Genomic DNA, 13,901 nt, shown 5'->3' with positions numbered 1-13,901 from the left:
TTGCCCATATTGGACGATCGCGCAGTCGACCGGCAGTCGGCCGTGCCGATGCCGTTCCCGTGCGGGGGTGCGGGCCATTGCCATTACCCCTCGGGCCCGAGTGCAGTCAGGATCGTCGCAGGATCGAGCGGCATGTCGCGCAGGCGCAGCCCCGTTGCATCCGCCAGCGCATTGGCGAGCGCCGCCGATGTCGGCCCCTGTGCCGTTTCCCCGGCACCGAGGAACGGCTGACCGGGTCGATCGAGCACGACCACATCGATCGAGCCGGGTACGTCTTCGAAACGCAGGATCGGATAGGTGCCCCAGTCGAAACTGGTGCGGCGCGATTGGTCATAGGTCACGGCCTCGCGCGTTGCCCAGCTGATCGACTGGATGATCCCGCCTTCGACCTGGTTGGCAATACCGTCGGGACTGCCCGGCTGACCGGCATCGACGGCGGCGACGACGCGGTGGACGATGATGCGGCCGCTCTCCCGCACCAATTCGATTTCCATCGCAATCGCGCAATAGGCACCGATATTCTTGTAGCGCGCAAACGCCATTCCACACCCGCGACGTCCATCGCCCTTGCGCCGAGACCGCCAGCCAAAACGTTCGGCAGCCGCAGTGATGACCGCGCGCGCGCGCGGATCTTCCATATGCGCCAAGCGGAAATCGAGCGGGTCGACGTGCGCGACAAGCGCAAGTTCGTCGAGCATGCTCTCGATCGAAAAGACGTTCAGATGCGCACCCAACGACCGCAGCGCCGAAACGCGCAGCGGCATTTGCGGCACGAAATGATAGATTACGTGCATGTTGCGGAAGCGGTAGAGCGGGTTGGCATTGCGATCGCCATCGCCCTCGGGCATCGGGATTGGCGCGGGAACCTGCGGTGCGAAAGGCGGCACGATTTGTTGCGCGACGGCATAGCCGCCGGGCTGGACCGGCCGATTGTTGTGCGCATTGCTCCACACGTCATACTGCCACGAACTGATCTTGCGGTCGGCACCGAGCGATGCCCGTACCTTGGTGATCATCCCGCAGCCATTCGGCTCCCAGCCAAACTCCTGCTCGCGCATCCACTGCAACCGGATCGGCCGCCCCGGCAGGGCCATCGCGATCAGGGCAGCTTCGGCGGCGACGTCGTCGGCACCATTCTGGCCGTAACACCCGGCCGAAGGGCTGTGAATGCAGCGAACCTGCTCGGGTTTGAGGCCGACCAGCCCGGCAACCGCGCGATGGACGTCGAACACACCCTGGCTGTGCGACCAGATCGTCAGCGCTTTCTCGCCCTTGTCCTCGCGGAGCCACGCGACCGCGCATGACGGCCCGATCGAGCCGTGGCTGATCCACGGGCGGCTATACGATGCGGTGATCGTGTGTTCCGTCGGCGATGTGGCGTCATGCGTATCGAGGACGACGATCTCGCGTGACGGCAGGCCGAGCAAGGTCTGCACCCCGTCGACCACGGGTAGCGGTGGCATCGTCCGGACGTAATTGACCCGCTGCGCCACCCGCATAGCGGTAATTGCTTGCCACTCGCTGGTCGCGACGACCGCGAGAAAGGTGCCATTCTCGACCACGGCGACAACGCCCGGCATCCGGCGCACCGCCGCCAGATCGGGCGTGACGAGGTTGGTGCCATAGCTTGGGCCGCGCATCACCCTTGCATGCAACATGCCGGGCAGCCGCAAATCCTGGACGTAAGCGGCACCGCCGGTCAGCTTGGCGGGGATATCGACGCGTGGATAATTTTTCCCGAGCGTCCGATAGCTCGCGGGGTTGCGCAAGGGCGCGTTCGGGATCGCCTCGACATGTAGCGACACTTTCGCCGCGATCGCCCCATAGGCCAACCGCCGCCCATCGGGAGCGACGACATGGCCGTCTCCCGACGTCGTAAGCTGGTCGACCGGCAAGCTCCAAAGCTGCGCCGCTTGACGAGTCAAAATCATGCGGACGTTCGCGCCTGCATTCAGCAGCGCAGTGCCCCCGTCCATCATCGAATGGCTGCCGGCGGTGAGCCCTTCATCGGGGGTGCGGGCCGTGTCCGCAGTGATGAAGTCGATTTGCGCGGGCCGCAGATCGAGTTCCTCGGCGACGACTTGAAGCAGCGCTGTCCGGATGCCCTGCCCCAACTCGGCCTTGCCCGAAAACACCGTGGTCCTCCCGTCAGGCGCGATATGGATCCAGCTATCGAGCTCGGGCGCGATCTTCAGGTCGCCCGGAAGGTCGGGCCGGAGCACCTGGGGGCCGCCGCCGCCTTCACCGCCCCCCGCCAGGGCGAGGCTGCGCGATGCGAAACTGAAGGCGACCAGCAACCCGCCGCCTGCAAGCACGTCGCGACGCGAAGGACGCAAAGGAAGAATTGTACTCATGCCGTATGTCCATCGCGCGGCAGCCCCGCGACGCGGCGAATAGCGCGCAAGATGCGCATGTGCGTTCCGCAGCGACAGAGGTTGGTCTGCATGTGACGGCGGATCTCCGCCTCGTCAGGATGAGGATTGGCATCGAGCAGCGCCTGCGCGCGCATGATCATGCCAGCGATGCAATAGCCGCACTGCGCCGCCTGTTCCTCGGCAAACGCGCGTTGCAACGGACCGGGATGGTCGATCGTGCCCAGCCCCTCCACCGTCCGCACCGCCCGCCCGGCCGCGACTGCGACGGGGGTCACGCAGGAGAAGATCGCCTTGCCATCGAGCTGGACCGTGCACGCACCGCACTGGCCAAGTCCGCAGCCATATTTCGCGCCATCGAGCGCCAATTCGCCCCGCAATACATAAAGCAATGGCGTCGCCGGATCGACCTCCACCTTATGGGTGACGCCGTTGACGGTAAGCGAAATCGTCATTGCGCGGTGCCTTCCTTGCGGGCGCTCTTCACGCGTTTCTCGAGGTCGGCCCACGCCGGCTCGTCCGTATAGCGGGCGCGGGCATAGGCCAGCGTCTGCGCCACTTCGGCATTGCTAAGACTGTCGGCAAAGCCCGGCATTTTGGGGCCGCGGTCGGCGACAGGCGGGGCGATCCCCTGCAACACAGCCTGGATCGCACTGGTCGGATCGGCGTCGCGCAGGCTGGTTGCCAGCGCGAGCGACGGCCGCCCCTGCCCCATCATCGGTGCACCGGGTCCATGACAGCCGGCACAAGCCCCCGCGAAAAGGACGGCACCGGCCGGGTTGGTGCCCGCCGCACGGTCGGGCGCGTCGATCGATCGCGCAACGGCGGCGTTGCCCCGTCGTCCCCCCGCCATTTTCGAGGCGATATAGGTGGCGATGGCGCGGACATCGCCCTCGGGCACCTGCGCCAGATCGGCCACGACCGGCCCCATCGGCCCGGCCGCCGCGCTATGTTGCGGCGAGATACCGGTACGAAGATAGGTGAACAGCGCGTCCTTCGTCCATACGATGGCAGCCGGGTTACGCGCATCGAGCGCGGGCGCGCGCCAGCCCTCCGCAACGCCGCCGGCATAGGCCCGCGAACGCTCCTCGGCCCCGGCGAGGTTACGTGGCGTATGGCAAGCCCCGCAATGGCCGAGGCTTTCGGCCAGATAGGCACCGCGATTCCATTCGGCCGATTGCGTGGGATCACCCTTTACCGGCCCCTTGTGCAGAAAAAGCAGCTTCCATCCCGCCAGCAACGGGCGGAATCCGAGCGGCGGGATCAGCTTGTTCGGCGGTGCCGGGGCCACCACCGGGTCGCGCGTCATCAGATACGCATAAAGCGCATCAAGGTCGCGATCGGTGGTGTGGGTGAAATGCTCATAGGGCAAGGCCGGGTAGAGATGGCTCCCGTCACGCGCCACGCCGTCTTTCAACGCACGACGAAAGGCCGCCGCCGACCAATTGCCAATGCCAGTGGCGGGATCGGGCGTAAGATTGTCGGAATACAGCGTGCCGAACGGGGTCGGCAGTGCACGGCCACCGGCGAACGGCCGTCCGCCATCCGCGGTGTGACACACCGCGCAATCCCCGATTCTGGCCAGAATTGCGCCGCGCGCGATCTCGGTCTGCGCGAAACTTGCGCGTGGAGGAACGGCAATCGGCGCGATCGCTGGCCGCCAACTCGCGACCAACGCGCCCAGAACGCCAATCAATCCCAAGACCGCGACGATCAGGAGATTGCGTCGGGTGACCAGACGCCGAGCATTAGCCACGGGACGACACCGCATTCAATCTGGTGGTCACTGCCTCAATCCGCAGGCGCTTGTGTCGCAGCGGCATAACGGTCTCCCAGCGGTGTTATGCGACGTCCAGCCTAAGTGCGTCGCGCCCTGCTTGGGCGATATCAGGCCGCCCGGTCGATCATCCTTTCGTATGGGATTGCCAGACTTGGGTTTGCTGGCAGAATCGCACGCGCCTGCATAAGCAGGTGTACCGCGCGGTAGCGCGGGGACAGCCGCGCAAGCCCAAAGGGCGATACGGCCGCGCTTCGAGCGATATTACGGCGACACTCGCGCCGGGTCTGACTTCGGGCGCGCGCACGACGCGACATCTTGGAAGGGGGGCGAGTGTCACAAGGCGAGCAGGCAGGCGGCGAAGCGCCAGGCGATCTGGCACCGACCGTGATGATTGTCGACGATGACACAATGGTGCGGGGAGCAATGGATTCCCTGTTTCGCTCGATCGGCCTGCAAACCCTGCTGTTCGATTCCGCGCAAGCGTTGCTCGATCATCCCCTCCCCGCAGGTCCTTCATGTCTGGTGGTGGATGTCCGTTTGCCCCGGATGAGCGGCATGGAAATCCAGGCCAAGCTCGCCGAACGCGGCGACCGCGCGCCCATCATTTTTATGAGTGGCCATGGTGATATCGCGATGAGCGTCCGCGCGATGAAGGCCGGTGCCGTCGATTTTCTCGCCAAGCCGTTCCGTGATCAGGACATCATAGACGCCGTGCTCGCCGCACTCGACCGTGATCGCGATCGCTTGGCAACCGAGGGCGCGCTGGAGGCCGCAAGCAGGCGGCACGCTGCACTGACGCGCCGCGAGACAGAAGTGATGGCGCTGGTGGTCGCGGGCCTGATGAACAAACAGATCGCGTCCGAACTGGGCATCAGTGAAATCACAGTAAAGATGCATCGTGGCACCATGATGAAAAAGATGGGCGTTCGCACCGTCGCCGATCTCGTGCGGATCGCAGCGATTGTGAATCGCCGCCCCCCGTGATTCCCAGACCTCTGTATGATGTTCTGATGCGATTTTACGGTGTAAAGAGCGAACGACGCACAGGGCTGCGATCAGGAGCGTCAATGGACCCGGAAGCACGGACTGTGGCAATCGTCGAGGACGACGATTTAGTCCGCTCCGCAACCGTTAGCCTGGTGCGCTCGCTTGGGCTTCAAGTCGCGCCTTACAGGTCGGCGCTCGAGTTCCTCGACGCTCCACCCGAATCGCTTGGCTGCATCCTTTCCGATTTTCATATGCCTGGCATGTCCGGCCTTGAATTCCACGAGACCCTTCGCGCGCGCGGAGACCGCATTCCCTTCATCCTGATCACCGCCTATCCGACCGAGCAAATCCGGGAGCGTGCAAACGAGGGGGGCATCCTTTGCCTCCTCGAAAAGCCTGGAACGACGGAAAGTCTAGTCGCATGCCTGAGCCAGATTTTCGGCCCCCTTGGCTGACCGCGCGCGGGACACGCATCCGCTGCAAACAAAAGTTCCTGCGCGCCCACCCTTTCGAGGGTATCGGGCGACGCCCACGGACCACTAATGTAGCCAGATTGGGGACACTATAAGGACGTCGACCGTGACAAAGTACCGTCCGGCAAGCGCGCTTGAGGGTCGCATCGCTTCAGGCTGGAGCTTGGTAATCAGTGCAGCGCTGACCGCTGCCATTTTCGCAGCCGATACGATTTTCATCATATCACCTGCTTTGTCCGTCCTTTACATTCTGCCGCTGCTCATCCTTGGCAATAGCGGAGCGCGGGCGCTGGTTGCGCACTTTGCGGCGATCTGCATCGGTCTCGCCATAACCGCCTTTGTCCTGGGCCTGCCGCTCAGCTTCGGGCCGATGGCCTTGCCGAACCTCGCAATCGGGATCATCGCGATTTCGGTAACAGCCCGACAACTCATTCGGTCCGAACGCCTGCAACGGCAGTTGGCGGCCGACGAGCGACGCTATCGCGGTGTCTTTAACAGCATGGCGGTCGCCATTTGGGAGTGCGACTTGCGGCCAATTGAAACGGCCGTTTCCGATTTGCAGGCGCGCGGTGTGCGCAATATACGCCAGCACCTCGCCCATCACTCCGACCTTGTCGGCGACCTGCGCCGGAGGGTCTTGATCACCGACGTCAACGATACCGCGCTGCGAATGATCGGCGTGCCGGACAAGCAAGCGTTTCTGCGGCAACTCGACGACTTCCTCGTCGACAGCGACGAGGCGTTCATTTCCTGCATCACCGCGATCTCCGAGCAGCAGCCGTTGTTTCAAACCCAAACCCGCGTGCGAACCGCCAAGGGGGAGGAACTGGATGTCTTGATGGCCTTTGGTCTCGAGGGCAGTTCACCGCTCGAGCGCGTGGTCGTCAGCCTGTTCAACATGACCGAGCAGAACCGCCTCGCTCGCCTCATCGCCGAAAATAAGGAGCAGCTTGCCCGCGCCCAGCAGAGCGCGGCACTTGGCCAGATGTCCGCCTCGATCGCACACGAGATTGAGCAACCGCTTACCGCGATTCAAACAAGCCTCGACGCCGCAACGCGGTGGCTCCGGCGCGACCCGATCGCGGTCGGCGAAGTCAACGCCTCGATCCAGACCGGGCTGCACGCAACACAGCGCGCGATGGACGTCATCCGCCGCATCCGCGCCTTGATCATTGGTAATACCGAAACCGAATCCAGTGCCCTGGAAATCGATGCCCTTGTCGAAGAGGCAACGACGCTGATCGAGACCGATATCATCAACAGCGGAACGCGGGTGGTGCATGTGTTGAATGCCCGCACGGTGCTCCACGCCGATCGTATCCTGTTGCAGCAGGTGGTGGTCAATCTCGTTCGAAACGCAGTGCAGGCCATGGCCCAAACGCCCCCGGACGAGCGCCGAATTTTGATCGAAACGATGGTCGTTGAGGACGTTGTCCGCCTGAAAATTACCGATTGCGGCCCCGGCTGGCCCCCGGAAATTCTGGCCGAGGCTTTTGCGGCATTCCGCTCGACCAAACCCGGCGGGATGGGCATTGGCCTTTCTGTCTGTCGTACGATCATCGAGGCCCATGGTGGATCGATCAGCTTGCGCGACGCCGAAACGGGCGGCGCTACGGTCGAAATTATGTTGCCTGCGAGCCAGCCTGCGGCGAACGCGGCATCGCTCAGCAGCGATTTGCGGATGCAGATCCGCAAGAACGTAGCAAGCGCGCGCTGAAGGACAAAGGACACGCGACCTTGGCATCATTTGCGCCTTTGCGCGGTCGCCAACGAAAGGATGGTGCCGATCGACGGGGCAGGTTCGCCCTGGCCAGCGTCACGCGGTGCGCCACCCCGGATGACCTCCGGCGGCCCCCTTGCGCGCGCTCATCATACAAAGGTCTGGCACCCGCACCTGCATGGATAGCTGGCGAGCAAGCTTTTTCGGACTAGGCCATGGACTGCGGGCATTTCCCGCTCGGCTAACGGTCCATTGGTGGGAAAAATCATGATAGACGCAACCGCTACACAGGCCGTCGGACCGATCTGCGTCCTTGATGACGACAGCGACGTGCGCGCGGCCATGGATAGCCTGCTGCGGTCAGTCGGATTTACGGTGCTCACCTTCGAAACGCCCGACCAATATCTGACATGCAGCCGCGCGGACGAGGCGGCCTGTCTGCTGCTGGACGTCCGCCTTAACGGTTTGAACGGGCTCGATTTCCAGCAAGAGCTTCTCGACCGCCATATCCATGTCCCGATCATTCTGATGACCGGGCACGGCGACATTCAGATGACAGTGCGCGGGATGAAAGCCGGGGCGGTCAATTTCCTGACGAAGCCATGCAATGACGACGACATACTCGCCGCCATCGCCGAGGCCGTCGCCCTCAACCAGGCCCGTCGGGCGGCTCATGGCAGGGACGACCACACCCGCCGATTGTATAATGGTCTGACCCCGCGCGAACGGGAGGTCATGAGCCTGGTAACTGCGGGCCTTTTGAACAAGCAGGTCGCGGGACGACTGAACGTCAGCGAAATTACGGTTAAGATCCACCGGGGCAACATGATGCGCAAGATGCATGCCCAATCGCTGGCCGACCTGGTACGGATGGCGGAAACGCTGGGCGTGCGCGAAGTGACTGCAGCGCGGTTTGCCGCATATGGTTGACGAACACGGCACCTCCGCTTGTACCCGCTCAGGCCATCGGTGGGCGAGCGCGTGGCGAAGTTGTGCGCGAGTTCCGCCTAGTGTCTGCAATTTCGACAGGGCATAGCACGGTTGTGACGGATATATCGCCCATCAGAGTTCTGGTCGCGGACGACCATTCGTTTCTCCGCGAGGGCATTCGCGCGGTTATCGAGACCCAGCCCGGCCTCGTTGTCGTGGCGGAAGCGTCGAACGGATATGAGGCGATCAACCAATATCGCGAGCATCTTCCCGACGTCGTTCTCATGGATCTACAGATGCCCAAGTTGAACGGCGTCGATGCCATTGCCGGAATTCGCCAGGAATGGCCGGACGCACGGATTGTGGTTCTCACCACCAGTGCGGGCGACGCCCAGGCGCTTCGCGCGTTGCGCGCAGGCGCGGCTGGCTACCTGCTCAAAAACAGCCTTCGCAACGAACTGATCGATACGATCAAGTCCGTTCGGCGCGGTGGAAAACATCTGGACCCGCAGGTTGCGGCGGGGATGTCGCTCCAAGTCGCTGGAGACGCTCTGAGTGAAAGGGAGACCACCGTGCTGTCGCTGGCCGCGAACGGCAACTCCAATCGCCAGATCGCCAACCGGCTAGGGCTCACCGAAGTGACGGTAAAAAGCTATATGAAAACGATCTTTTTGAAGCTCTCCGCTTCGGACAGGACCCACGCCGTCACGATCGCGGCAAAACGCGGCATTATCGAACTTTAAATCGGCGGAGCCGAACGGGAGCGCATATCCGGTTCGCGCGCCCGGTCGGTGCCGTATTAATCCGCCGCCACGACATGCGTGCTCGGTGCCGGACGTCGCGTCATCCAGATCACGCCGATCATAACCAGCGCCATCCAGCCACAGATCCAGAACAATTCCAGCGAGGAGAGCAGGTAGGACTGGTTGACGATTTGGCGCATCACCGAGCCAGCCGCCTGCTGCTGGGTCATGCCGGCGGCTTGCAACTGATCGGTGATGTGCCGGTACGTCGGCGAATAGTCGGTACCGACCTCGGTCAGCCGAGTCTGGTGGAGCGCTTCGCGGCGATCCCAATAGGTGGTGATGATCGACGCCGCGAAACTGCCCGCAGTGATGCGCGCAAAGTTGGAAATTCCGCTCGCCGACGGCACGCGCTCGCCCGGCAATCCGTCGAACGACAGCGTGACCAACGGCACGAAGAACATGCTCATCGCCAGCCCCTGCAATAGCAGCGGGAACATAAGCGTCCAGAAACTCGCATCGGGGGTATATTGCGAGCGCAGGAAATAGGATCCCGCAAAAGCGAGGAACGCCATCGTCGCGAGCCAACGCGTATCGATCTTGAGCCGCCCGACGAACGGCGTCGCGATGACCGCGACGATGCCGCTCGGTGCCGCGACAAACCCAGCCCAGGTCGCAGTGTAGCCCATCTGCTCCTGCAGCCAGAGCGGCAGCAGCAGGTTGTTGGCGAAGAACAGCGCATAGCCGAGGCACAGCGCCAGCGTTCCGAACGCGAAATTGCGCCGTCGGAACAAGCTGAGATCGACCGCCGGATTGCCATCCGTGATCTCCCAAATGACCCAGGCCACAAAGCCGACCAGCGCGCATACCGTCAGCACGACGATCAGCGGGTTGTTGAACCAGTCGCGATCCTTGCCGAGATCGAGCATCGTCTGCAGGCTGAACACCCAGAAGGCGAGCAGCATCAGCCCGACCGTGTCGATCGGCAGCTTGCGCGTCGGCGTCTCGCGGGTCGAGAGCGAGCGCCACGAGATCAGCGCGCAAACGATCCCGACGGGGACGTTGATCAAGAAGATCCAGCCCCAATGGTAATTGTCCGAAATGTACCCGCCCAGCACCGGCCCCAGCACGGGCGCGGTCAGCGTCGTCATTGACCAGATGCTGAGCGCGGTACCGCGCTTATGGGCGGGGAAGATCGCGATCAGCAGCGCCTGGCTGCCCGGGATCATCGGCCCAGACACGGCTCCCTGCAGGATGCGAAAGCCGATCAGCGAAGGCAGATCCCACGCCAGACCGCACAGGAGCGAGGCGATCGTGAACAACACGACCGAGGCGGTGAACGTGCGTACCACGCCAAAGCGCTGCATCAGCCAGCCGGTAAGGGGCACCGTGACGCCATTGGCGACCGCGAAGGAGGTGATCACCCACGTCCCGTTATCGGTCGACACGCCAAGATTGCCCGCAATCGTCGGCAGCGACACGTTGGCGATCGTGCCGTCGAGCACCTGCATGAACGTGCCGAGCGCCAGCGCCAGCGACGTGATCGCCAGCGTCGCGCCGCGCAGCGGGACCGCCCCCGCGCCGGCGGTTGCGCTCACCGGTCGCGTCCGAGATTCTGCGCGATGATCCGGCGAATCTGCGCATCGACCTCTGGACCACCGTCAAGGCTTTGCTGCACGCCCCCCGCCGGCGCCGCGCTGCCAGCGACCATCGGCCCGGACAGGTTGCTCGTCGCAACCACGGCATTGACCGAGAGCCCGATCCTGAGCGGATGCGCACGCAATTCGGCGGGATCCAGCGCGATGCGCACCGGCACACGCTGCACGATCTTGATCCAGTTGCCGGAGGCATTTTGCGGCGGCAGCAGCGAGAAAGCGTTGCCGCTGCCCGCACCGAGGCCAAGCACCTTGCCGTGGAAGATCACACCCTTGCCATACACATCGGCGGTGACCGTAACGGGCTGCCCGACCCGGAGATGCTGGAGCTGCGTCTCGCGGAAATTGGCGTCCACCCACACGCTGTCGAGCGGCACCACCGCCATCAGCGGGGTGCCCGCCGCTACGCGCTGGCCGAGCTGGACGGTGCGCTGTGCCACGATCCCCGTGACGGGCGCGACGATCTTCATATGGCTGGCGTCGATCGCCGCACGCCGCATGTCGGCGATCGCTGCCAGCACTTGTGGGTTGTTGGCGATATCGGTGCCGGCGATCGTGCTGGCGGCCTGCGCTTGCTTGGCGCGGGCCAGGGCAAGCGCCGCGCGAGCGGTCGTCACCGCATCCGCCGCATGCGCCAGTTCTTCCCCGGAGACCGCCCCATCGCGCGCGGCACCCTGGCGGCGCGTATAGTCATTCTGCGCGCGCGATAGATCGGCCTCGGCTTGCCCGATTTCGGCACCGGCTTCGTCGACTTGCGCGTAGCCCGCCCGCACCGCGCGGACGGCAAGCCCGAGCGCCGCCTCGGCAGCGTCCATCTGGACAGCGGTGGTTGCAGGATCGAGATCGATCAACGGCTGACCGCGCTTGACCGACTGGGTATTGTCGGCGTGCAGCGCCAGCACCGTGCCACCGTCGCGCGCAGTGACCGCAACGACATTGCCCGCGACATAGGCATCATCGGTTGCTTCGGTCGCTGGCGCGGTGAAGACGCTGAGCGCGTATAGCGCGAGCCCGACCAGCACGATCAGCGCGAGTACGGCAAAACCGATCCGCCGCGTGCGCGAACGGCGGGCAATCGCGGGGTCGACAGGCGCGGGCGCAGGTTCGGCGGCGATCGGTTCAGGGCCAACGATCGGATCGACAGATTCGGCCGTTTCGGCCTGGCGCTTCCAGTCGGCGGGGGTCTGGTCGTTCATGAGGGCATGTCCGCATGGGCCGCAGCAAGCGGCGGGGAGGATTGAAACCCACCGCCGAGTGCGGCGATGAGCTGGATGCGATGCGTGAGGGCGTCGGACTGGAGCGAGACCAAGGCTTGCTCGGCTTCGAGCAAGCGGAAACCCGCATCGATCGTGTCGAGTTGCGACCCGAGTCCGGTGGAGACGCGGACCTGGTTGAGCCGGACCGTCTCGCGCAAGCCCGCCACAACGCGCCGCTGTTCAGCGGTGTCCTGGTCGGACGCGCGGACATGCGTCAACGCATCGGCCGAATCGCGCACCGCGCCGAGCACGGCGTCGTCATAAGCGGCAACCGCTTCGTCGAGTGCCGCCGTCGCGCCGCGATACTGCGCCTTTAGCTTGCCGCCCTCAAAGATGGGCACGTGGATCGCCGGGCCCGCGCCATAGGTGCGCGCGCCCAGATCGAAGAAGCTGCCAAGGCCAAGTGCAGCAAAACCCGCCAGCGCCTGGATGCTGACATTGGGCAGGAAGTCTGCGCGCGCCACCCGCCGTCCAGCCGCGGCGGAGTCGATCCGCGCTTGTCCGGCGAGAAGATCAGGACGCCGCCCGAGCAGATCGGCGGGGAGCGTCTCGGGCACGACCGGTGGCGTGTCGAAGGCGAGCTTGGGGCTGGCGATCTGCGGGTAGAAATCGGCCCCCCGCCCGACCAGCGCAGCGATCGCATGGACCAGCAACTCCCGCTGCGAAACCGCCCGCGTGCGCGCTTGCTCGGCCTCGGCGAGCAGCGTTTCCGCTTGCCGCAATTCGAACTGGCTCGCGAGCTTGTTGTGGATCCGCGAATTGACGAAGCCCAACGCCTGCCGCCGTGTCGCGACGAAACTGTCGGCGACGCCGATCAACCGCTCGGCCCGCGCCAGGCCGATATAGGCCTGCGCAATCGAGGTCGACACCATCAGCCGGGCTGCGGCGGCATCGAGCGCTGCGGCAGCGACATCGGCACGCGCGCCGACCACCAACGCGCGCTGACGCCCAAACAGATCAAGGTTCCAGTTGAGGTTCGCCTGCACCGTCGACATCGGATAGGCATTGCCCGCGTAAGGCGGCGGATACAGCGAACGTTCGGGAAAACGTTGGTAGAGCGACTGGCCGTCAACGGTGACCTGCGGCAACTGGTCGGCGCGCCGCACTCCCAGCGTCGCCTCCGCGCTTCGCGCCCGCGCCAGCGCGCGGTCGAGCGTCGGATTGGCGGCAAGCCCCATCGCGACCAGCGAGTCGAGCTGCGGGTCCTGGAACACGGTCCACCAATCGGGCGCAATCGTCGCACCTTGCGCCGAAAGACCGAGGGTAGCGGGCTGAAGCTGCGCGACCTGCGGCGCATCGTGGGGGACCGCAGCGCACGACGCAAGCAGCAGCGCGCCGAGCGACGCCAGGCCAGTTGCGCGCTTCATGCTTCGCGCTCCACCGGCGGCAGATCGCCCGCAACACGTTCGGCTGCGGCAAGCAGCTTGACCAACATCGCGACCATGTCCGCAGCTTCCTGCTGCGAATAATCGGCGACCACTTCGTTCCACGCATTGACGATAAGCGGCTGCAACGCGAACACCTTCTCGCGCCCGGCAGGCGTTACCATCAGCCGGACGACGCGGCGGTCGGCATCGCCACGATCGCGCTCGAGCAGGCTGCGTGCCTCCAGCACATCGATCAGCCGCGTCGCCGCGCCGGTCGTGATGCCCAATTCGCGCGCCAATTGCCCGGGATTGCCGACAATGCCTTCGGCCACCGTCCGCAACGCGATCCACTGCTGATAGCTCAGATCATGGTCACCAAGCTTGGATTCGACGAACGCCGACATGACCTTGTCAAGGCGACGCAGCATCCGGCCCGGTGCCCGGCTTGCGGCGCAATCGTCCACACTGAAAACGGCCATTGCTTCACCTTCATTATCTGCCCGTGCAGATATATAGCAGGAAGGGGATTACAAGGAATAAGTTGTCGCGCTGGCACAAATGCCCGCATCCCGGCTGCGGCGTGACGACGGGCGCGAGGGGAAAAACGCCTCACGGGAT

12 protein-coding genes are annotated in these 13,901 nt (G+C 64.4%); 5 read left to right on the top strand and 7 right to left on the bottom strand.

Features of this window, described 5'->3' with window-relative positions; genetic code table 11:
• Positions 1-83: 83 nt before the first annotated feature.
• The 3 genes from EJC47_RS13695 to EJC47_RS13685 are packed head-to-tail and all read right to left on the bottom strand — an operon-like array spanning position 84 to position 4,128.
• On the bottom strand, positions 84-2,354 hold the full coding sequence (locus tag EJC47_RS13695; RefSeq protein WP_126848471.1) for a xanthine dehydrogenase family protein molybdopterin-binding subunit: 2,271 nt from the start codon (positions 2,352-2,354) through the stop codon (positions 84-86).
• A complete protein-coding gene (locus EJC47_RS13690) occupies positions 2,351-2,827 on the bottom strand; it encodes a (2Fe-2S)-binding protein (RefSeq protein WP_033967443.1) in 477 nt (158 codons plus the stop codon). Before EJC47_RS13690 ends, EJC47_RS13695 begins: the two co-directional genes overlap by 4 nt.
• Positions 2,824-4,128 (bottom strand): cytochrome c, encoded by a 1,305-nt coding sequence (locus EJC47_RS13685; protein ID WP_260591583.1) that lies wholly within the window; start codon positions 4,126-4,128, stop codon positions 2,824-2,826. Before EJC47_RS13685 ends, EJC47_RS13690 begins: the two co-directional genes overlap by 4 nt.
• Positions 4,129-4,539: 411 nt before the next feature.
• Between EJC47_RS13685 and EJC47_RS13680 the strand changes: the two genes are divergently transcribed.
• The 5 genes from EJC47_RS13680 (at position 4,540) to EJC47_RS13660 (ending at position 9,005) form a co-directional block, all read left to right on the top strand.
• Complete coding sequence (locus EJC47_RS13680) at positions 4,540-5,136, top strand: response regulator transcription factor (protein ID WP_052192585.1); 597 nt, start codon at positions 4,540-4,542, stop codon at positions 5,134-5,136.
• A gap of 83 nt (positions 5,137-5,219) precedes the next feature.
• The gene (locus EJC47_RS13675) at positions 5,220-5,594 is read left to right on the top strand and encodes a response regulator transcription factor (protein WP_033967444.1); all 375 of its coding nucleotides are present in this window, start codon (positions 5,220-5,222) and stop codon (positions 5,592-5,594) included.
• Between the two features lie 124 nt (positions 5,595-5,718).
• The gene (locus tag EJC47_RS13670) at positions 5,719-7,329 is read left to right on the top strand and encodes a sensor histidine kinase (RefSeq protein WP_126848465.1); all 1,611 of its coding nucleotides are present in this window, start codon (positions 5,719-5,721) and stop codon (positions 7,327-7,329) included.
• Positions 7,330-7,587: 258 nt separating this feature from the next.
• Positions 7,588-8,262, top strand: coding sequence for a response regulator transcription factor (locus EJC47_RS13665; protein WP_249340793.1), 675 nt, complete (start codon positions 7,588-7,590; stop codon positions 8,260-8,262).
• A gap of 113 nt (positions 8,263-8,375) precedes the next feature.
• Positions 8,376-9,005, top strand: a complete 630-nt coding sequence (locus EJC47_RS13660) for a response regulator transcription factor (protein ID WP_033967447.1) — start codon at positions 8,376-8,378, stop codon at positions 9,003-9,005.
• A gap of 56 nt (positions 9,006-9,061) precedes the next feature.
• Here EJC47_RS13660 and EJC47_RS13655 read toward each other — a convergent pair whose 3' ends face one another.
• Genes EJC47_RS13655 through EJC47_RS13640 form a run of 4 tightly spaced genes read right to left on the bottom strand, consistent with a single transcriptional unit; the run spans position 9,062 to position 13,762 of the window.
• Entirely contained in the window at positions 9,062-10,603 is a 1,542-nt protein-coding gene (locus EJC47_RS13655; protein ID WP_033967448.1) for a DHA2 family efflux MFS transporter permease subunit, read from the bottom strand.
• Positions 10,600-11,856, bottom strand: coding sequence for an HlyD family secretion protein (locus EJC47_RS13650; RefSeq protein ID WP_126848463.1), 1,257 nt, complete (start codon positions 11,854-11,856; stop codon positions 10,600-10,602). Before EJC47_RS13650 ends, EJC47_RS13655 begins: the two co-directional genes overlap by 4 nt.
• Complete coding sequence (locus tag EJC47_RS13645) at positions 11,853-13,283, bottom strand: efflux transporter outer membrane subunit (RefSeq protein WP_126848461.1); 1,431 nt, start codon at positions 13,281-13,283, stop codon at positions 11,853-11,855. Before EJC47_RS13645 ends, EJC47_RS13650 begins: the two co-directional genes overlap by 4 nt.
• Positions 13,280-13,762, bottom strand: a complete 483-nt coding sequence (locus EJC47_RS13640; RefSeq protein WP_033967449.1) for a MarR family winged helix-turn-helix transcriptional regulator — start codon at positions 13,760-13,762, stop codon at positions 13,280-13,282. The genes EJC47_RS13645 and EJC47_RS13640 overlap by 4 nt, the downstream gene beginning before the upstream one ends.
• Positions 13,763-13,901: the final 139 nt, after the last annotated feature.

The sequence above is a fragment of the Sphingomonas sp. TF3 genome (genome assembly GCF_003985085.1).
Taxonomy (GTDB): Bacteria; Pseudomonadota; Alphaproteobacteria; order Sphingomonadales; family Sphingomonadaceae; genus Sphingomonas.
This window is presented reverse-complemented; position numbering and strand designations above follow the sequence as displayed.

Bases quoted from the DNA above. Each gene is read 5' to 3' on its own strand.
- EJC47_RS13695 (WP_126848471.1), bottom strand. From the start codon at position 2,354: ATGAGTACAATTCTTCCTTTGCGTCCTTCGCGTCGCGACGTGCTTGCA.
- EJC47_RS13690 (WP_033967443.1), bottom strand. From the start codon at position 2,827: ATGACGATTTCGCTTACCGTCAACGGCGTCACCCATAAGGTGGAGGTC.
- EJC47_RS13680 (WP_052192585.1), top strand. From the start codon at position 4,540: ATGATTGTCGACGATGACACAATGGTGCGGGGAGCAATGGATTCCCTG.
- EJC47_RS13675 (WP_033967444.1), top strand. From the start codon at position 5,220: ATGGACCCGGAAGCACGGACTGTGGCAATCGTCGAGGACGACGATTTA.
- EJC47_RS13650 (WP_126848463.1), bottom strand. From the start codon at position 11,856: ATGAACGACCAGACCCCCGCCGACTGGAAGCGCCAGGCCGAAACGGCC.
- EJC47_RS13645 (WP_126848461.1), bottom strand. From the start codon at position 13,283: ATGAAGCGCGCAACTGGCCTGGCGTCGCTCGGCGCGCTGCTGCTTGCG.
- EJC47_RS13640 (WP_033967449.1), bottom strand. From the start codon at position 13,762: ATGGCCGTTTTCAGTGTGGACGATTGCGCCGCAAGCCGGGCACCGGGC.